At 40.9% G+C, this 19,427-nt stretch carries 17 protein-coding genes; 10 read left to right on the top strand and 7 right to left on the bottom strand.

Annotated features, from left to right (window positions below):
* Positions 1–5: 5 nt before the first annotated feature.
* Positions 6–494: a hypothetical protein gene (locus CH365_RS07510; protein WP_125226299.1), complete on the top strand. Its 489-nt coding sequence runs from the start codon at positions 6–8 to the stop codon at positions 492–494.
* Positions 495–557: 63 nt separating this feature from the next.
* Here CH365_RS07510 and CH365_RS07505 read toward each other — a convergent pair whose 3' ends face one another.
* On the bottom strand, positions 558–3,830 hold the full coding sequence (locus CH365_RS07505) for an efflux RND transporter permease subunit (RefSeq protein ID WP_100767975.1): 3,273 nt from the start codon (positions 3,828–3,830) through the stop codon (positions 558–560).
* Between the two features lie 159 nt (positions 3,831–3,989).
* On the opposite strand from CH365_RS07505, the gene CH365_RS07500 reads away from it, so the two are divergent.
* The 8 genes from CH365_RS07500 (at position 3,990) to CH365_RS07465 (ending at position 12,273) form a co-directional block, all read left to right on the top strand.
* Positions 3,990–4,532: a hypothetical protein gene (locus tag CH365_RS07500; protein ID WP_125226298.1), complete on the top strand. Its 543-nt coding sequence runs from the start codon at positions 3,990–3,992 to the stop codon at positions 4,530–4,532.
* 37 nt (positions 4,533–4,569) lie between these two features.
* Positions 4,570–4,920, top strand: coding sequence for a DUF3147 family protein (locus CH365_RS07495; RefSeq protein WP_100724247.1), 351 nt, complete (start codon positions 4,570–4,572; stop codon positions 4,918–4,920).
* 98 nt (positions 4,921–5,018) lie between these two features.
* A complete protein-coding gene (locus CH365_RS07490; RefSeq protein WP_100767973.1) occupies positions 5,019–5,372 on the top strand; it encodes a hypothetical protein in 354 nt (117 codons plus the stop codon).
* Between the two features lie 58 nt (positions 5,373–5,430).
* The gene (locus CH365_RS07485) at positions 5,431–6,747 is read left to right on the top strand and encodes a TolC family protein (RefSeq protein WP_100767972.1); all 1,317 of its coding nucleotides are present in this window, start codon (positions 5,431–5,433) and stop codon (positions 6,745–6,747) included.
* Positions 6,744–7,901 carry an efflux RND transporter periplasmic adaptor subunit gene (locus CH365_RS07480; protein ID WP_100767971.1) on the top strand — a complete coding sequence of 386 codons (1,158 nt, stop codon included), beginning with the start codon at positions 6,744–6,746 and terminating at the stop codon, positions 7,899–7,901. The genes CH365_RS07485 and CH365_RS07480 overlap by 4 nt, the downstream gene beginning before the upstream one ends.
* Entirely contained in the window at positions 7,901–10,996 is a 3,096-nt protein-coding gene (locus tag CH365_RS07475) for an efflux RND transporter permease subunit (RefSeq protein WP_100767970.1), read from the top strand. The genes CH365_RS07480 and CH365_RS07475 overlap by 1 nt, the downstream gene beginning before the upstream one ends.
* Positions 10,997–11,039: 43 nt before the next feature.
* Positions 11,040–11,867, top strand: a complete 828-nt coding sequence (locus tag CH365_RS07470) for a HupE/UreJ family protein (RefSeq protein ID WP_208861175.1) — start codon at positions 11,040–11,042, stop codon at positions 11,865–11,867.
* A 31-nt stretch (positions 11,868–11,898) separates the two neighbouring features.
* Positions 11,899–12,273 carry a DUF6488 family protein gene (locus CH365_RS07465; protein WP_100724242.1) on the top strand — a complete coding sequence of 125 codons (375 nt, stop codon included), beginning with the start codon at positions 11,899–11,901 and terminating at the stop codon, positions 12,271–12,273.
* A gap of 340 nt (positions 12,274–12,613) precedes the next feature.
* Here CH365_RS07465 and CH365_RS19885 read toward each other — a convergent pair whose 3' ends face one another.
* The 6 genes from CH365_RS19885 to CH365_RS07440 all read right to left on the bottom strand — a co-directional run bounded on the left by CH365_RS19885 (position 12,614) and on the right by CH365_RS07440 (position 17,679).
* Positions 12,614–12,934: a hypothetical protein gene (locus CH365_RS19885; protein ID WP_125226297.1), complete on the bottom strand. Its 321-nt coding sequence runs from the start codon at positions 12,932–12,934 to the stop codon at positions 12,614–12,616.
* Between the two features lie 29 nt (positions 12,935–12,963).
* Complete coding sequence (locus CH365_RS07460) at positions 12,964–13,590, bottom strand: hypothetical protein (RefSeq protein WP_100767969.1); 627 nt, start codon at positions 13,588–13,590, stop codon at positions 12,964–12,966.
* Position 13,591: 1 nt separating this feature from the next.
* Positions 13,592–14,224 (bottom strand): tetratricopeptide repeat protein, encoded by a 633-nt coding sequence (locus CH365_RS07455; RefSeq protein ID WP_100767968.1) that lies wholly within the window; start codon positions 14,222–14,224, stop codon positions 13,592–13,594.
* The gene (locus tag CH365_RS07450; RefSeq protein ID WP_165782583.1) at positions 14,221–15,636 is read right to left on the bottom strand and encodes a Kelch repeat-containing protein; all 1,416 of its coding nucleotides are present in this window, start codon (positions 15,634–15,636) and stop codon (positions 14,221–14,223) included. The genes CH365_RS07455 and CH365_RS07450 overlap by 4 nt, the downstream gene beginning before the upstream one ends.
* Positions 15,633–16,529 carry an LA_3334 family protein gene (locus CH365_RS07445; protein ID WP_100767966.1) on the bottom strand — a complete coding sequence of 299 codons (897 nt, stop codon included), beginning with the start codon at positions 16,527–16,529 and terminating at the stop codon, positions 15,633–15,635. The genes CH365_RS07450 and CH365_RS07445 overlap by 4 nt, the downstream gene beginning before the upstream one ends.
* A gap of 169 nt (positions 16,530–16,698) precedes the next feature.
* Entirely contained in the window at positions 16,699–17,679 is a 981-nt protein-coding gene (locus CH365_RS07440; protein WP_100767965.1) for a hypothetical protein, read from the bottom strand.
* 77 nt (positions 17,680–17,756) lie between these two features.
* On the opposite strand from CH365_RS07440, the gene CH365_RS07435 reads away from it, so the two are divergent.
* Complete coding sequence (locus CH365_RS07435) at positions 17,757–19,412, top strand: hypothetical protein (protein ID WP_165782582.1); 1,656 nt, start codon at positions 17,757–17,759, stop codon at positions 19,410–19,412.
* Positions 19,413–19,427: the final 15 nt, after the last annotated feature.

Genomic DNA, 19,427 nt, shown 5'->3' with positions numbered 1-19,427 from the left:
ATTGGTTGGACGTAACGTATAAAATCTGTGTAGTAGTGTTAAGTTTCACAAATTTATTAACTACCATATATTTATTTTGGACAAAGACCGGTCTAGACACTGACGAAAAGGAGAAAGATCGAAAAATTCAAGGTATAAAGGCTTTAATTCTCGATTACAGAATGAAAGATTATTTTGAACTTTTTAAATCAATCGCTAATGATCTTCAAAAGTATAACTTATCTAAAAAAACAATAGGCCAGAAGATAAAATTGAATTCATCTTTGCTGACGTTTCTTAGTGAACTCAGGATCAATTTCATCGATAATTTTATCGCAATAGATAATTCACTGTATAAAAAGTTACTCATTATGGCAGATTCTGCTTTTGATAAAGTTTCAGAAATGATATCGGAGGAAGAAAATGCAGTTAAATCTGTTGGAGAGATGGAGAAGGTATTCTTAAGACTCCGAACAGATATAATTGGTGAAATATATTCGTTTAGAGGGAAATAACGTAAATTAAATTAATGATTACAACTCGAATTACCAACTGCTTTCCATAATGCGTAATCTGTATCATTTCCTCTTCTTTCCCGGACCCTTCTTCTTGATCAACTCCGGCTCATGACCATTCTCATCAATCAGAACTTCACTATGATGTTCTACCATGGCAGTGGAGTGGTGCTCTCCGATATCGATCCGAATATACGTACTTTCCTTCTTCCTACGGATCTCTTCGTTTCTCTTTATCCGTGCTTCATCCCAACCTAAAAGTGTTTCCATTACGATAGGAAGAACCAAACGAGATAACGCAGTTGCAACCAAAACTCCTGCGATCACTACAGTCGCCAACGGCCTTTGCACTTCCGCCCCAGCCATGCTAGAAATGGCCATAGGAAGAAACCCGATAGCGGCGATAAACTCCGTAGTTAAGACCGGTCGTAAGGAAAGGATCCCAGCAGAAATTACCGCGTCTTCAATTCGTTTTCCTAATTGAATTTCTTCCTTTAATGTGGAGGCGTAAACTACTCCGTTTAAAACAGCAATTCCGCTTACTGCGATAAATCCGACTGCGGCAGGGATACTAAAGGGTAAGCCGCGTAACACTAAGCCCAAAATTCCACCTGCGGTTGCCAAAGGAACTACTGCGAAGACTCCCAGCGCATAATACACACTATTGAAAGCTGCCATAAGCATGAAGAATATGATAGCTAATGCAACAGGGACAACAAGGATCAGCCTATTTTTTGCTCGGACGAAATTGTCGAACTGTCCTCCCCATTCGATTTCGTATCCGGGAGGAAGACTGTCTGCAATCGGTTGCACTTTTTCTTTGGCCTCATTGATATAACCGACTAAATCTCTTCCTCGGATATTCACTTCTACAAAGATCCTTCTTTTGAGAGCTTCTCTATAGATTGCTGCCGCAGAATCTAAAACTTCAATATCTGCAACCTGTCCGAGAGGGATCGTATTACCGGAAGCTGTCATGATCGGAATATTCGCAACTTCGGGTAAATCATCCGCTTCCAAATCTAGTCTTAATACAAGATCGTATCTTCTCATTCCTTCGAATATTTTTCCAGCCTTCGCGCCGACTCTCATCATCTCTACCGTTCTAAGAATTTCAGATGCGGAGACTCCATACCGAGCCATCCTATCATAGTTCGTATTGATCTGGAGCATAGGAAGGCCGAGAACTCTTTGAACACGTAGGTCGCCCGTTCCTTGCACTTTCTGCATGGTAGAGGCAATCTTATCTCCTATTGATTTGATCGTTTTTAGATCATCTCCATATATCTTTACGACCACATCTGCCTTGGAACCCGTAAGAAGAGAGTTTACCCTGTTCTCGATAGGCTGGGACATACTAAAATAAGTGGATGGAACTTCAGCGATCAGTTTGTTTTTGATCTTATCCATTAGTTCTTCCCTAGAGTCCGCATTTACCCATTCATCTTTGGGTTTTAATTTTACCATCACGGAGGTTTCTTCCGTTCCTAACGGTTCCGCCGCCGATTCTCCACGGCCAACACGAGAGACCACACTTGCAATTTCCGGAAATCCGGAGAGAACCTCTTCGATTTCGATGTTTAAATCTCTGGAATAATCTATTGCGGTAGAGGGGAGTCGTTTGGCATCAATCTCCAGTTCCCCCTCATCGATCCTGGGTAAAAATTCCGATCCGAGGAAGTTTCCGGATAAGAAGGAGAAAACGATGATTCCAACGGAAAAAAGTATGATCTGCTTTTTTCGGACCCATCCCCATTCCAAAAGTTTAATATAGTATTCTTCTATTTTTTCCCAGGCATGTGCCTTATGAATAAACGGACGTTTATAGGCATAGGCAAGACTTGCGGGGAAGATAGTAACTGAAAAGATTAACGCACTTGCAAGTGCCAAGGCGACTGTAATCGCCATGGGGCGAAACATTCTACCTTCCACTCCTTCTAATACCATAAGCGGAAGATAGACTAACATAATGATCGCTACCGAAAAAGCTGCAGCCTTTGCTACTCGTTTGCATCGATCCGAGATAATGTTTTCAGTCGCGATGCGAAGTTCTTCTTCGTTCATAGGCCGATCGAAATTTTTTCTTCCCAGATAAAAGCCCGCGAGCACCGATTCGAGCATTACAATGGAACCGTCCACAAGTAGACCGAAATCGAGAGCGCCTAAAGACATCAGGTTTCCTACGACTCCCAATTGCCGCATAAATATAACTGCAACTAACATGGAAACTGGGATTGCCGCAGCGACTAAAGCACCTCCCTTTGCAGTACCTAAGGTTAGGACTAATGCAAGAAATACAAGGACTGCTCCTTCGCTCAAATTCATGAAAACCGTTTTTAATGCTCTATTGATAAATTCGGAACGGTCGTAAAAAGGTTCCAGTTTCATTCCTTTTGGAAGAGTAGGTTTGACCTCATTTACTTTTTCGCGGACTCGATCGACTACATCTCTGGAATTTTGTCCTAGAAGCATTATCACCGTAGCAGCAACTACTTCCTTTCCTTTTTGGGTTGCAATACCGAAGCGAAGCGCGGGCCCTTCTTCCACTTTAGCGATTTGACCTAATAGAAGAGGAATACCGTCTGCGGAAGTTCTGACTGCGACACGTCTTAATTCTTCTATGCCTCCAAATTGTCCTTCGCCTCGAATTACTAATTGTTCTTCTCCCTTTTGGACGTATCCTCCTCCGGTATTGAAGTTGGCGGCTTTAATATCGTCCAAGATCTCAGTCACAGTAAGATTATGAGCCGCTAATCTTTTGGGATCGATAAGCACTTGGTATTGTTTTAAGGTCCCACCTAACGTATTTACTTCGATTACGCCTGGAACAGATTTCAGTTTTCTGGATAAGTCCCAATCTATATAACTTCTAAGTTCCGTTGGAGAATGTTGGTCTGAGGAAAGAGTAAACTCATAGATATCCCCTAAGGCGGTAGCCACTGGAGCTAATTCGGGAGAACCGTATTCCGGTGGAATTTGACCACCTACTATTTTTAGGCGTTCATTTACAAGTTGTCTTGCAAACCATATATCCGTCCCGTCTTCGAAGATCACGGAAACGGAACTAACTCCTGCGCGGGAAATGGAGCGGATCTCTTTTGCTCCCGGAATTCCATTTAATTCTAATTCTATCGGGTAGGTAATGAACTGTTCTACCTCGAACGGGGTCAAACCGGGCGAAGAAGTAACCGCGGTGACTTGAACGTTCGTTACGTCCGGAACCGCATCTATAGGAAGTTTAAAAGCATTAAAAAGACCGATAATACAAAATACGGCGCCGATGATTAGGACTGTACCTTTTTTGCGAATCGATAATTCCACGAGCTTTTCTATCATAGAGTGTCCTTATTGCTTTTCCTTAAGAAAAACAAAATATGCAAAGTTTGTATTTTTGGCTTTTAATTTTTATGAAAAAATTTCTCAAATGGGCCGGAGATGATTCATTACATTTTGAAGAAATGTATTCGAATTCGAAAAGGATTTTTCGTCTTTTCATTGATCCCATCTGAAATATTACAAGAGTATACGATTATGAATGCAAAGTTTTTGTTTAATCTTCTTTTTTTCTTCGCATTCTTTTCATGTAAAGGAATAGGCGACTTCCAGCAGGCACCCAATTCTCTTGCATTGGACCATATTCGTTGCGATCAGATCTTAAATGAAATAACAATCAAAAACAGGGATTCTGATCCTGTAATATTATTAAATACGGCTTTGCCTTCCATCGAAAGAAATCATTCAGAAGCAAAGTTAGGATATTTTTTCGGTTCCGCAAAGAATTCCAAAACTTCTGAAGAGCAAACAAAAAATCTCGCTAAAACGATTTCTCTTATATTGCCAGGACAATCTCATAAACTTAAAATCGGCGAGGACTTTGAAAATATAAATTCTATCGATACGTTTCGCGTTTCAATCGGATATAGTAAAATGGAGAAGGGAAAATTTAGCCAGACTGGTTTAAAAATCTCTCCCGATCTCGCACAACTGCAATCTATCCAGGATTTCGAAATAGACTGCCGAGATATTTCCAAATTATAATTTCTAAAAATACGAAACATATCCTTGTTGTCGTATTATGTTGTACCTCATCTTCAAATACGCAGTCACTTCTGGCCTAGTTGTTCTGATTTCAGAAATTGCAAAAAGAAGCGACAAGATTGGAGGACTGATTGCCTCCTTACCGATTGTAACCATCTTAACTTTGCTTTGGCTGCAGTTTGAAAAAGCTGAACAGGAAAAGATCTCAAATCATGCGTACTATACTTTTTGGTTTGTTCTTCCCACTCTTCCTATGTTCTTGGTCTTTCCGAAATTATATGCGAGTTTTGGGTTTTGGTCCGCAATAGGTTTATGTATCCTTTTAACAGTGGCCTTGTTTTTTTCATTTAACCTTATCTTAGAGAGATTTGGAATCAAACTCTTATGACCAAAGGAATGTATTTAAGCAGGACTGGTTTTTTTGTCTTCCTACCTTTTTTTGCTTGAAATGAAGAAACTGAGTAGTCCCAGTGTAATGAGATAACCATGAATCTGCGGCTTATACAGACTGGAATACTTCGCTTTTTCATTATTCTGTTCGTCTGCAATTTCGTTATCCAGAAAGTGATCGATAACGAAGCGGTTTGCGGAGCAGTGGGTGAAAGCGAGGATCATTGTCCTTACGCGATTCACACACCAGATCATGACGACGATATGGACAATCATATCTGTATCAATTGCCCTTGTAATTTAACTCTATTCGTATCTTGGGATCTCTATATGACTAGGATCTACGGAATCCTTTCCGTATCCTTCTATCAGATCCAAGAACCTGTAATCCTCACTTACGAAGATCCTATCCGTTTATTCCGCCCACCTAAAATTTCCTCCATCGCTTAATACCCGCGATCTTGAAGGAACCTTATAATATTTAATCCGGTTCCTTCATGGAGGAATCATGCGCGCATTTATGCTCGGGCTTTCCTGTGTCTTCATGACGGAAGCCCTATATTCCCAGGCCGGGGGAAATTCCGGTCCGTCGAGTTGTGTCGGTATTATGGATCTGCAACGCATCACCGTATGCGTATTGGATTCTAATCCGGAATACAAGATTGAACAATTAAAACTAAAAGAAATTGCCGGTAGAAAGAAAGTAGCGTCTTATCTTTTCCCTTCCAACCCGGTGGTCGGAGGTTATCTTGCTCATCGTAAGGGAACTACTTCCGAGGGAGGGATCTTAGGAAGTGGTCCTGCGCCGACTGCGGGTAATCAACAGATTATCGTAACTCAGGAAATATTCGTTGGAGGCAAGAGAGCAAAGGCTCTTGAAGTTGCGGACGAAGAATATAAAGTCCAAGCAGGAAGATTGGAGATCGCTAGAAGGAATATACTTTCAAGAATTCTTTCTTCCGTTCTTAGATACAGCGGTTTCAAAAGAGAATACGAGGAAACAAAAACTCTCTATGAACTTGCAAAGGACTTAAGAATACTTTCTTCCGCAAGAGCAAAGGAGGGAGTTGCTCCTTCTATGGATGTGGACGTAGCAAAGGCGGAAGAACTTCGTCTTTGGAGAGTGCTACAGCAAGCTGGGAGAAAATCGGATACTGCTAAAGGGGAACTTCTCGTCTTGATGGGTGCTTCTCCGGAGGAAAAAATAGAATTTGATATTACGGATTTGGAATTAAAGGAACTCCCAAAAGACGTTTCCAGTTTGGTAAAGATCGCAATGACGAATCGGCCGGAAGTGGAAGTATCGGAGAACGAGATCTTACTCGCTACCAGAAAATTAGAGCAAGTCAAACTCCAAAAAATTCCAAATCTTACTATAGGTGGCTTCGTACAAAACGACGGCTTCAATGAAAGAGTAGTAGGTGCTCAGGTAAGTCTCCCTGTTACCTTATGGAGAACATACGAAGGGGAAATCCAAAGTTCAGTAGCTATACATGAACAAGCTCAGGAAAATGCAAAAGTTACGGAACGTTTGATTCGCACCGAGATTGTATCTTCCGTTTCAAATTATTTGGCTCTTCATTCTGAAATTGAGCAGTACGATCCGAGTTATATCAAGGACTTGGATAAGGATCTAGATCTCTTAAAAGAAGCAATCCGTTTCGGAAGAATGAAAGTTGCGGATGCTCTCAATTCTCAGAGAATATTAGCCAACGCGAAATTGAATTTCATCCTTTCTAAGACGGAATTCTCACTCGCGCAGATAGAGCTTGTTCGATCTCTCGGATTGTCTTTCGAGGATCATTTAAAGGAAATCAAACAGTGAAACGATCCATTTTTATCATTATTATTTTGGTATCCTTGATTGGAGGGTCGATTTGGGTTTATAAGAAATTCTTTAAGTCAAAATCCAATCGTACAGTCTTGGAAACTGTTAGTTCTACGGAATTCGAACCGATCCAAGTAGAGAAGGAGCAAAGAGATTTGTTTCAACTCGAATCGATCCGTATCGAAAAGAAAAATTTCAGACGTACAATTCCTTTGATCGGGGAAGTAGCCGCAGTTCCGGACCAAGTGGTGGAAGTTCCATCCAGAGTTTCGGGAAGGCTTGTAAGCATCAAATTCGTAGAAGGTTCTAAAGTTGAGAAGGGGCAACTTCTTGCGGTCCTGGATTCTCCGGAGCTAGCAAGGCTTAGATCCTCTTTTCATTCTTCCAAGACGAAACATTCCGCAGCTCTTCTGAACTTGGAGAGAATTCGGAATTTAGTCTCTATGAAGCTAGCTGCCAAGCAGGAAGAGATTGATGCGGAAGCGGTATTGAAAGTGAATGCTGCGGATTTGAAAGCGGCGGAAGAAAATCTAAGAGCCAACGGTCTAGAACCGAACGAAGAAACGAGCGGGAAATACTATATCTATTCTCCGATGAGTGGGATCGTTTTAAATCGGAACGCGCTACCCGGTTCCATTGTGACGGGGACCCAAAACCTGGCAACCGTTGGAAACATTTCCAGACTTTGGTTTATGGCTAAAATTTTCGAAGGAGATCTCTCTAAAATTTCGGAAGGAAGCAAGGCCGATGTGATCTTGAATTCTTATCCGGATCTTGTTTTTGCGGGAGTTCTGGAACATATCGGAGAGCAGGTGGATTTGGATTCCAGAACGATCCATGCTAGATTTTCTTTTTCTAATATAGGGAGAAAGGCAAAGATCGGATTGTTCGGAACGGTGAAGGTAGTCACAAATACCGGCCTTGGGATCCTCGTCCCACAGGAATCCGTTTTCAAGATCCAAAACGACGATTTTGTTTTTGTGAAACTTTCTGCCGATTCGTTTGTACCTAAAAAGGTGATCTTAGGAAGTTCGGAAGAAACGAATATAGAAGTTAAGGAAGGACTAAGCGAAGGAGAAGATATAGTCACGAAAGGAGTTTTCGAACTTAAATCCTTATTCTTGAAGTCTTCCTTCGGAGAGGAGGAATAATGGAGTTTCTTACTTCTATCGTTCGTTGGAGCCTTCATAACCGGATCTATGTTTTGGGTTTTTCCGCCTTACTACTTTTAGTCGGGATAGACTCCGCAAGAAAGCTTAAGATAGATGCGGTGCCTGATATCACGAATGTGCAGGTGGATATTATCACTACCGCTCCGGCACTTTCCACTTTAGAGATAGAACAATACGTTACTTATCCGGTGGAAAGAGCCGTTTCCGGAATTCCGAAAGTGGACGAGGTGAGAGCGATTTCCCGTTATGGATTTTCCATTGTCACAGTCGTTTTTAAAGAAGGCGCGGACTTATATCTAAGTAGGCAACTCGTTAGCGAAAAGCTTGTGGATGTTTCCAACCAAATCCCGCCCAATTACGGAAGACCGCAGATCGGACCGATCTCCACAGGGTTAGGAGAAGTTTACCAATTTGTTTTGAAAAGTAAGACTCATTCCCTGATCGAACTTACCACATATCTGAACTGGTTTATCAATCCTATCTTGAAGACAGTTCCGGGAGTGGTGGAGGTAAATACTTTCGGAGGGAGGGTGAAACAATATAGGATTGTCGCGGATATTCCAAAGCTTGCGTCTCTCGGGCTCGGAGTAAAAGATATTGCGGACGCAGTCCTTGTAAACAATGCCTCTGCGGGAGGAGGTTATATAGAGAAGGATAAGGAACATGTAGTGATCGGAACGGAAGGCCTTTTAAAGAACACTGCGGATTTTTCCAAGATCTCTATTGGTAGGACCTCCGACGGATTTCCGATCTATCTATCCACTGTTGCCAAGCTGGAGGAAGGGTATCTTCTCCGCAAAGGTGGGGCAACTTCCGACGGGAAAGGAGAAGTGGTAGGATCTATGGCTCTTATGCTTGTAAACGAAAATGCACTTCAGGTAACCGAGAATGTGCGTAACAAGCTAGAAGAGATTAAGAAAATATTACCTGCCGGAATGGAGATAGAACCCTTCTATGATCGTTCCCTCATGGTAAAGAGTACGATTAACACTGTCCTTTGGAACTTGGGAGAAGGTGCGATCCTTGTGATGATCATACTTCTTTTAATGATCGGAGATCTTAGATCCGGTCTTGTAATCGCATTAACTATTCCTTTTGCAATGTTCTTCGCTCTTTCTATCATGAAGTTTCGGGATCAAACCGCGAATTTAATGTCTTTAGGAGCGATCGACTTCGGACTTATCGTGGATGGGGCTGTGATTTTGGTGGAGAACTCTTTTAGAAGATTATCCGAAGTAGCAAAACAGAAAGGGAGAAGATTAAACCAGGAAGAACGACTTGATATCATCATGAGCGCTACCATGGAAGTGAGAAAAGCCACGATCTATGGAGAGATTATCATAGGGATCGTGTATCTTCCGATTCTTACCTTGTCAGGAACGGAAGGAAAGATGTTCATTCCGATGGCGCTTACCGTTTTATTTGCGATGATCGGCGCGTTTATCTTAACCTTAACATTGATCCCAGTCTTAGCCTCTTACTTTATAGACCCCAAAAGTAATAGGCAGGAAGAAACACCTTTCTTTAGAAGGATCAGCGCTTGGTATTCCCCTTTCCTAAAAAAATGTATGGAGAATTCGAGAAGAGTCGCTTATTCTGTGTTAGGTGTTTTTTCCCTTTCCATCCTTGGATTCGTGTTCATCGGTGCGGAATTTATGCCTACCTTGGACGAAGGTTCCATTCTTCTGGAAATTTCCCGTCTGCCTTCCAGCTCCTTGAAACAATCTTTGGATACTACTCTAAAGATAGAAAAAATCCTTTTAGAGAAATTTCCGGAGATCTCAAGCATCGTTTCTAAAACAGGATCTCCGGAACTTGCTAACGAACCGATGGGGATCGATAAATCGGATGTATTCTTGGAATTGAAGCCGCAAAGCGAGTGGAGATTTTCCAAACTAGAATTGGAAGAGGAAATTTCAAAAGTGGTCTCTAAGGCAGTGCCTGAAGTCGCAGTAGGAGTTTCTCAACCGATCCAAATGAGAACAAACGAGATGATGCAGGGAATTCGGGCCGATGTAGGGATCAAAATTTTCGGAGAGGACCTGAAAACCTTAAAGTCATTCGCTGAAAAAATCGCAGCTCATTCTAAAAACATAGAAGGAGTCGCAGATTTAAGGATAGAGCAACTTACCGGATTAGGTTATTTAAAGATTCGGCCAAAAAGAGAAGCAATGGCCAGATACGGATTCGAGATGGAAAACCTGAATCAGATTGCTGAATCTTTATCCGCAGGTCATAAAGTGGGTGTAGTTTTTGAAGGACCGAAACGTTTCGATGTAGCCGTTGTGTCCGATTGGAATTTCGAAAAGGACCTGATCAGTCTCAAAACCTTACCGGTCGGGATCGGTGGTAGGATCGTGACTCTCGGAGAACTCGCAGACATATCCATAGAAGACGGACCCGTTCAAATCAATCACGAAGACCAGAACAGATACGCACTCGTTCAATTCAATGTGAGAGGAAGCGATATGCTAAGCACAGTGAATCGAGTGGAGAAAAAAGTTCTATCAAAGATTATTTTCCCTCCAGGTTACAGATACGAACTCGGTGGGGATTTTGAAAAATACCAGTCAGCCCGGAACACGTTGCTTGTAGTTGTTCCAGTGACATTGGTTGCAATTTTCATAATCTTATTCACTGCGTTTAAAGAGATATATCCGACCTTGATCATTTTCTTGAATGTTCCGTTTGCAGTGACCGGCGGAGTATTTTCGCTTTTATTAAGAGGAATGCCTTTCAGTATTTCCGCAGGGATCGGATTTATCGCCTTATTCGGGGTTGCGATCTTGAACGGACTTGTACTAGTTTCTTTCGCGAAAGAGGCGGAGCATGCGGGAGAAGAACCGGAACAGGCGATCGCCAAGGCGGCAGAGCATAGACTTCGACCTGTATTAACCACAGCGTTATTAGCATCGATCGGATTTTTACCGATGGCATTGTCCACATCGCCGGGTTCCGAAGTGCAAAGACCTTTGGCGACAGTCGTTATCGGTGGACTGATCAGCGCAAGCGCTCTTACCCTCATCATGATACCGGTAGTATATGCGAAATTTGCGAGAAGGATTCGAAAATAAAATGTGTAAATTAAAACTCTTTAATAAGATTCGAGGAAATAAAATGAAAAATATACTGTATATATTATCCATTCTACTCATCGGTGCGGATACTTTCGCTCATGGTATGTCGGATGCGGATAAACAAAAAATATTGGATGCAGGGTCCTGGCAATACTTCGAGCTTGGGGCCTCTCATATGTTGACCGGATACGATCATTTGCTTTTCTTATTCGGAGTGATCTTCTTTCTTACTAAGTTCAAAGACGTATTCAAGTTTATCACTGCTTTTACCGTAGGACATTCGATCACTTTGATCTTCGCCACATTATACGGTATTCAAGCCAATTACTTTCTAATAGACGCTTTTATTGCACTCACCGTAGTGTATAAGGGCTTCGATAATTTGGATGGATTTAAGAAATATCTGAATACCGAATCGCCGAACCTATTGTGGATGGTTTTTGCGTTTGGTCTAATTCACGGATTCGGTCTTTCTACACGTTTGCAACAGTTACCTTTGCAGGAAGAAGGTCTTGTTTGGAATATTCTTGCGTTTAATGTAGGAGTGGAAGCAGGGCAGATATTTGCTCTTGGATTGATGATCCTTCTCTTATCCGGTTGGAGAAAAACACAATCCTTCCAAAGCTTCAGTAAATTGGCAAATTCCGGTCTCTTATTCGTCGGTGCATTACTATTTATTATGCAATTGCATGGTTACTCGCATTCCGCATATCCGGATGATTTCCCTTTGAATCGGGACGATCATCATCATGTTCATGAGGAAATGCAGGCAGAATCAAAACCTTCCGCCCTGGAAGGATACAAGAAGAAGATACTGTTAAACGAAAATGCTCACACCCATGGTGATGGAACGACACATACTCATTAAAAGAATCAAAATAATTAATAAAGGAAAAACTATGAAAAACAAATTTTTAAACACTGCACTCGCATTTTCGATTATCGGACTGCTGGTTGGTGCAAACGTATATGCTCACGGTGACCATAAACATGAAGAAGCGGGAAAACTCGGAAAAAAAGAGGCAATCTCTGCTGCTGCGAAAGGTGTCGCTTCCATTATCTCCAAGAAAGAAAAAATAGAAGGAGTCGAGCTGGATGCGACATGGAACGATAAAGCCGTAACCTCTAGAGCAATCAAAAAAGAAGGAAGTGGTTACTATATTATTAGATTCACGAATCAGAAATTGAATAAGAATCTTTTTATTCTACTATCTGACGATGGTGAGGTATTCGATGCTAATTTTTCGGGTGTGTTTAAAGATCTGAAAGAGTAGGAGTTAGTCTTATCTTTAGAAAACATTGGTACCCGATATTGTAGATCCGCTAAACGGGTGCCAATGTAGACAAATCGAAAAATATGATTTACCATTCTAAGTAATCACTCCCATCAATGTAAGGCTTTGTATAGAAATTCGCTGTAGTGACGGGGTAAGCGGAATTAATTCGAATTTCCGTTGAAGATGGTGGAATACTGGCCGTAGGTGAAGTTTCTATCGAAGGCGATAAACTGAATGAAGCCTTGTTAACGAAAGCAATAGAGAAGTGGTTTACTGGGATTCCTGATGATAAATGGCATGATGTGATTAAGAGGGTATATCCGGGGGTAATGACTCTTTATTGAGGGTGTAGCGTTGGAATATATTTATTAATTTCCTTATTACATTCTTCGAGTCTTTTATGGTATTCTACGCATTCTGAAAGAAAGAGCATTGAATTGAAGCCTGCCTTTCCCTTTTGCTCCGAAGTTGAGGATGGATCAGAATAAATTAACAACTCACCAGTGGCGAAATTACAACTATCATTACTCACTAAGCTTGCAGTATTGTTGAGTCTGTATCGGCAGGCAGTTCTTTCATTCGTAGGAACTGCAAAGCAGTTGGTCCCTAAAAGTATAATAGTAAAGATTATTATTGAGGGAAAAGGAAATGGTTTCATTCTGGCTCTTTAATTTTTTTCAAGTTTCACTATAATATTTCTTTAATAATTAAATTCCGATTATATCCCCAAAATCCAAATAAAGGTATAGGTAAGCCGATCTTAAATGTTGTATAAGCAGGAAAGGTAAGAATAGCGAAAGTTAATAGAAAAGAAAATTCGTCGCTTTGTAAATCTTCTATTGAGAAGTTAAAAGAATTTCCTGAAAGAACCAGGTCACGGCAAATTAATTTTGAAAATTCCTTTTGAATGCAAGGTCCACCAAATTTTCCTCCAAATTCTTTATGGTCCTCCGAGTCAAACACAATAGAAGCTTCTCCTTCGACTGCATATTGGAAAAATTGATTATTTCTATTTGATATAATAATTTCTCCCTTGTATATCCCATTTTCTAGTTCCACGTTTGCTAGCTGTTTTCTAAGTGTATCGGAAAGGTTGAAGTCTATAATTCCATTTAGATGTAGAACAGTTGCCTTGCCGAATTTATCTAATTTCTTTAATTTTACTCTACCAGAATAATACCCATTTATACGTAACGCTTCGAAATTAATAATTGATGTCGATGGATTTGAGCCATTAGATTCGGTTTTTATTGTTCCGTATCTATTGACACAATTTACTATTAAAAATATGAGAAATAGGGAGGAGTATTTCATTCTAACTCTTTCTGAAGAATAATACCGATAGAAATAAATTAATCAAAAGTGAGATTCCTAATAAAGATAGAATCCATATTTGCGGAATATTAAAGAAATCTGTCTTTTTATCGGGGCCTACGGTTATCTGCTCTAACTCATTAATCCTTGATTTCAATTTGTCTTTAAGTTGATTAGTTAATTCTATAATTTCTGGATCAGCTAAAACTATTAAGGTATTTTTTGTCTGAGATTCAATAGATAACTTACCGACTTTTGGCGGCGTTTCGACTTTAACTTGATCTACTAACTTTTTTCCTTTTAACTCTTCATAACGAGAACGTAATAAGGGATGGCTCGGCCAAGCATCGAATGCCTTTGAAAAATAAGGAAAGGAACTTTTATACTGCTTTCTTTGGTAGAGGCTTTCCCCTATTCCAATCCAGATTTCAGTCTGAAAAAGACCTAAAGTTACATCGGTCGGATTATTTTCTAATAAAGGTTTTAAAATTTCTTCTGCTTCTTGGTATTTTCCAAAGTTGATTAAGCTTCTAATTTGCGATTGAACGCTGTCTTCTTCAGAAGATATTCCAGATACAAAAGAAAATAGAATATAGAATAAAAGACTGAAGGCAATTTTGAACGTAAATCTCATCTTAATATTACCGCCTTGTGACCATAGCGTGCTCGTGGCATTCTTTGGGTGGAGAGAGTCCAAGGACCAGCAGTCGGATTTGATAATCCGATTGAATAAACAAAATCAGTTGGAACATTGATAGATGAAGCTCCACCGAAAACGTAAGCTTGATTTAGATCATAAGAAATTTCCATTGCAGGAAAGTACAATGCTTGTAAAAGTGATGGTCCTGTAGCATAAGCATTAGTTGTAGTTGATATTGCGTAAACTTCATAGTTTGATACCGGAGTTACACTAGTAGCTGGTTGAAAAAAATTAGATCCACTCGATCCCCCTGCGATCAAAACGTATTTTGAAGCTCCTGGACTAGGATCCCCAGTCTGTGGACGGTAACAAGCGATTGCAGCACCGTGTCTTGCTGTAATTAAGGATGATTCTGTTATGGCTGAAGTAGCATTTAAAGAAGGGATATAGCTATCTGATGTTGCCGATGCGGAGCCATCATTGTATTGTCTACCTCCGGTAAAATAAAAGGTTCCATCAAATACACAGCCCGACATATCAATTTTCGGAAATATAGAGGTTTGGGAAGTGAAAGGACTCGCCCAAGTACCGGTTAAACCTATTTCCGGGTAAAAGCGATAAACCGTATTCAAAAGAGTTCCAGATGTAGTATTTAGGGAAGTGCTTCCTGCGATTGCGTAGATTTCATCTCCTGAGCTTCCGCCGACGGCTCCATGTAAAGTAGAAGGCATCGGAGCAAGAGTCGTCCAGGTCTTTGTAAACGGATCGAAAGCTTCTACTTCATTCGTTACAGTCCAGCTTCCTCCTGAAGCCCGCTTTGCTCCACCCATCACGAAAATTTTTCCCTTATGATAGATGGTAAGAGCAAAACTTCGAGGCGTAGGAATGGAAGTAAATGCAGGATACCATTTTGACTCTACTGGATCGAATAAATCAATCTCAGCGATTGGATACCCATTTCCGTCCACACCACCGACTAAGTAAATTCCTCTGGAAACTATTGGTTGGTCACTAACCCAAGTAGTAAAAGGGATTCGAGTAGGATTTGAGTTAGATATTTTTCCACATCCAAAAACCAAAGTATAATTTGAATCCGGAGTTAGATCTTGTATTGGAAGATAATGTGCCTTCGCTTGTGATAAACTCATACTGATTTGTGATTCAGAAGATCCTATCGCATATGCGTATGCATCTGACTCAGCAGAGCATTTCAAGTTCACGGTAATTTTAGTAGAGCCTGGTTGTATCCAAAATGAATCAACTTTTAAATCGTTATTATCTTCTCCCCATGCGAAAGGGGAATCACAACCAAATGTAGTAACGAGTAAGATGAAAAGATAGAATCGAATACCTTTGCAAAAAAACGAACTGCTATAATTAAAAATTTTGGTAGGTATGGTTCTCATAGTCTCGCTCCAAAAGAAAATTCCAAACCCGCCGTACAAAATGGAGAAGTGGCATCTGCGAAGCATAAAACCTTCCCTCCAATTCTGAGAAAGCTTGTATCCCATTTCCAACCTTGGTAACCGATTTCTAAATGAGCACCAGGAACTATTCCGGACTGTGTTTCACCCCCGGATTTAGATTGAACCGCCGCAGGTCCTAGTCCGATAGATAGGTAAAAGTTTCTTTCTTCGGAAAATCCGAATCCTCTAAACAGATAAATCTCCGGCATCAGTACGGAATATCTTGTATTTGTTCCGCCCGTTGATCCAAGTGCATCAACTCTGATACCAAGTTGATTTCTTTCTCCTAATTTAAAGTAAGCTGGTTCGATAAACAAAGAGCCGGATAACCATAGAGGAGCAGAATTTGAGATAGATCCGATTCCGCCGTAAGTAGAAAGAGATCCTCCCCATTTAGTTTCAGGCTGGGTCATTTTCTCGCTTAAAAATTCTAAAGGAAGTTTTGCATCTTGGTCCTGGGGAATTTTTGAATTCTTAATCCGAGACTTATCTATATCCAAATAGCCTAAATCGGTTTTAACCGTATAAGAAGTTTCTTTTTCTTCGGCTAAAACTCCACGTATAGATGTACTATCTTTCAGGATGAAATGTGAGGTTCGATAAGAAGTATGAGGTCCTTTTCGGCTGGCATCTACTTTCAAAATTTCGGATCTGGGAATCACATAGACCCTGTTTTTCCAAGAAACAGTGACGGCTCGTTCATCTTCGGAAATTAAATCTAGAATGAACCCGTCTCCGTTCGAAAGAAGTAAATCAGCCGCTAAAATAGGAGATGATAGACAAAGGGTAATACCAACTAATAGAAGTCGCCAAGGGATTAATCGAGTATTCAAGTTGCGAACAATATTCTTAAATTTGTTATGCTTACTAATTATCGTTCGTATCATGCCGGTGTCTTATCGGAAGATACGCCAGCACATCTTGCCCGGTTCGTCCAAACCAGTCGGAGAAATTTCATTTTGAGCATGGTTGATTCCTATCAAATAGTTTATTTCTTTTAGTTTATGGGATTCCGAATGAATCTATCTGGATCCAATGGGTTTCTTCTAATGTACAATCGTCTTTTAAGAAGATACTACGATCCGGTATTTCCGCCGATGTCCCGCAGATGGCGGCTTGTTTAACCGCTTCTCCTTTTGCGACTGCGTACAAACTGCCTTTGGTCCGTATCGCATTTACACATGTATCGACCGAGTCTTTTGTGTAAGACTTTCCGGAATCGAGAGAGATCAGAGAATCAAAGATTGCCTGGGAGAGATAGATATTTTCCGTAGTGGCCGAGCTGGAGCCCGAACCATCGGTAGAACTATAGATTTGGTCGACCGTGATTGTAAAATTATAAGTCTGCCCTGATGTTCCTTCACATTTTAGGTAAGAGTAATATGTATTTCCACCTAGACCTGCATTAAACCCTATATTTATCGAACCGGCGAATCCAGATGATGGAAAGGTAGAGCCAGGATCGGAAGTATGAGTCGCAGTATTATTTGAACTTTGGTCATTAGTGGTGCTAAAAATCGTACAAGTTGCATCACCAGAGTCATAATTTATACTGATTCCTTTTTTAACGGAAGTATTGAGAAAGGAAAAAAGATCAATATCTCCGTTGCTGGAGATTTGACCGGTCAAAGAAAAAGTATAGCCTACACCTCCACTCAGATTGATGGAGTAGGCACTTGCAAAAGTTTCGTTCGGTTCCGGATCATTTGCGGAACCGGAACTAGATCCACCGCCGCTTCCTCCGCAGGTCCCGGAGGCAGTTGAATTCGAGAGGACAAGTATATTAGAAAGATTTACTGCACTTGAGATTGCGGAATCGATCTGTCTTTTTGCTTCCGATCCTTTTACGGATCCGGTACCTGGAATATTTAGGTACTGGCAATGGAATAGGGAAAGAAGTAAGAAACCGAAAAGATTGAATTTCTGTTCCGCTAACGTGTTTTTAGACCTAAGTTTAAAGTGTTTCTTTTTTTCAATTGACACAAATTTAAAGTCGGACCTGAGTTATGTGTGTCAATGGAAAACCTTTCGGTCTCATTGATTTTTTTTGGGAGAAAGATGTGAAAAATTTGAATAATTTGGAACTAAATCGAATTTATAAGTTCTTCCATTTTCTCTTCGTTTATAAGAAATCAGGGAAGTTCGCAATTTTATTGCTCATATTTTTACAGTTCTCTTTTGAACCATTAAGTTGGATACAATCGTTTTTTTCCTCCTCAAATGCAGATCCGATCTCTCAACCGTTCCCTGCTATCCAGGTGGATCCCTCCGGAAAAGGAAATGCAAGTGTTTCTATCGAATTGCCTCCTGGTGCAGGGGGGATTGTCCCGAATCTTTCTATAGTTCATACTACGGACGCAAGCAGGGGTATCGTAGGTGAGGCTTGGGATTTAACTGGATGGGATTGGATCCAGAGGGATCCGGGAGATAAAATTACTTTTTCTTCTTCCGATCCTTTTATCAGTTCCCTCGGAGGGAGTCTCGTTTCTAGCGGCAGCGGAACATTTAGGACCTATAATGAATCCTTTATGTTATATACTTCCACAGGAGACTGTTCTACCTCCTGTACCTGGACAGCAGTAGATCAAAGCGGACTGAAATATACATTCGGTGGAAATACGAGTTCGGTTCTTCTTACTGGGACTGTCCCGAGATTTTGGGCTTTGAGTAAAGTGGAAGATCAATGGGAGAATTCCTATGAGATCCAGTACCAGACAACGAATGGAGTCTTGTATCCCTGGAAGTATACTTATGGAAACCGGGAGGTGGAATTTGTTTATACTTCTCGTTCCGGGAACATGGGATCCGTGTTTTCTTCGGGCGGGCAAGAGACTTGGAACCAAGTGATCAGTAAGATCCAGATCCGGACGGGTGGGAATCTAATTCGAGAATACCGTTTTAATTACGAGAACGGAGCATACGGCCGATCCAGGCTCAGTTCGTTAGAAAGGTCGGAGTATTCTTCCCAATGGGGAGACGAGGACTATTTACCTTTGTCTTTTAGTTATACGGATAGCTCCGCCAATTCTTCCTTTCAAAATTTAACAGATTATAATTTAGATTCGGTTACTCTAAAGGCGAATATTAGGATCCCTTTATACGATAAGGCACCATGTATCGAAGGGGCTTATTGGTGTTTTGTTGCGGGGCAAGCATGTCCCCCGATCGATTTAGGAGGGGCGGCCTGTATTGCAACTGTGAATGCGGCTATTATTAGTTGCAATGTCTACACATATACCTGGTTTGATCCATGCAATGGGGGGCAGGTGGTTTCCACATTTTTAGGAGGTTGGGCGGACTTAAATTCTGACGGTAAATTAGATATACAATACTTGTCAGGACATGTGGATTCGGGGATTTATCCTTCTTCCTATATTAAAAGGACCAGCGGGTTTAGTAACTACACTGGTTTGAAATTACCTGCTTTTCAATATAATATTCTTAATACAATGACCTTTGGGGACGGTAATGGGGATTTAAGAAACGATTTGTTCATCTCTTCTGGATCGTCTTTGTCTGGCTATATTTCGGATGGAAATTCCAATTCATTTAGCGTAACATATGCTAACGTCCCCATCTCCGCTCCTGCACCTGTCCCGATCACCGACTATCCGATCCAGTACCAGAAATCGTATAGCTTTGATTTGAATCGAGACGGCAGGTCGGATTATCTTTGGGTGGTGGATGGATCTACAATCAGTTATTCTTTGTCCTAAGGGACTAGTTTTGCA

Origin of the sequence: Leptospira neocaledonica (genome assembly GCF_002812205.1) — a bacterium.
In the GTDB taxonomy this organism is placed as follows: Bacteria; Spirochaetota; Leptospiria; order Leptospirales; family Leptospiraceae; genus Leptospira_B; species Leptospira_B neocaledonica.
This window is presented reverse-complemented; position numbering and strand designations above follow the sequence as displayed.

Bases quoted from the DNA above. Each gene is read 5' to 3' on its own strand.
- CH365_RS07505 (WP_100767975.1), bottom strand. From the start codon at position 3,830: ATGATAGAAAAGCTCGTGGAATTATCGATTCGCAAAAAAGGTACAGTC.
- CH365_RS07495 (WP_100724247.1), top strand. From the start codon at position 4,570: ATGTTGTACCTCATCTTCAAATACGCAGTCACTTCTGGCCTAGTTGTT.
- CH365_RS07490 (WP_100767973.1), top strand. From the start codon at position 5,019: ATGAATCTGCGGCTTATACAGACTGGAATACTTCGCTTTTTCATTATT.
- CH365_RS07485 (WP_100767972.1), top strand. From the start codon at position 5,431: ATGCGCGCATTTATGCTCGGGCTTTCCTGTGTCTTCATGACGGAAGCC.
- CH365_RS07475 (WP_100767970.1), top strand. From the start codon at position 7,901: ATGGAGTTTCTTACTTCTATCGTTCGTTGGAGCCTTCATAACCGGATC.
- CH365_RS07470 (WP_208861175.1), top strand. From the start codon at position 11,040: ATGAAAAATATACTGTATATATTATCCATTCTACTCATCGGTGCGGAT.
- CH365_RS07465 (WP_100724242.1), top strand. From the start codon at position 11,899: ATGAAAAACAAATTTTTAAACACTGCACTCGCATTTTCGATTATCGGA.
- CH365_RS19885 (WP_125226297.1), bottom strand. From the start codon at position 12,934: ATGAAACCATTTCCTTTTCCCTCAATAATAATCTTTACTATTATACTT.
- CH365_RS07460 (WP_100767969.1), bottom strand. From the start codon at position 13,590: ATGAAATACTCCTCCCTATTTCTCATATTTTTAATAGTAAATTGTGTC.
- CH365_RS07455 (WP_100767968.1), bottom strand. From the start codon at position 14,224: ATGAGATTTACGTTCAAAATTGCCTTCAGTCTTTTATTCTATATTCTA.
- CH365_RS07450 (WP_165782583.1), bottom strand. From the start codon at position 15,636: ATGAGAACCATACCTACCAAAATTTTTAATTATAGCAGTTCGTTTTTT.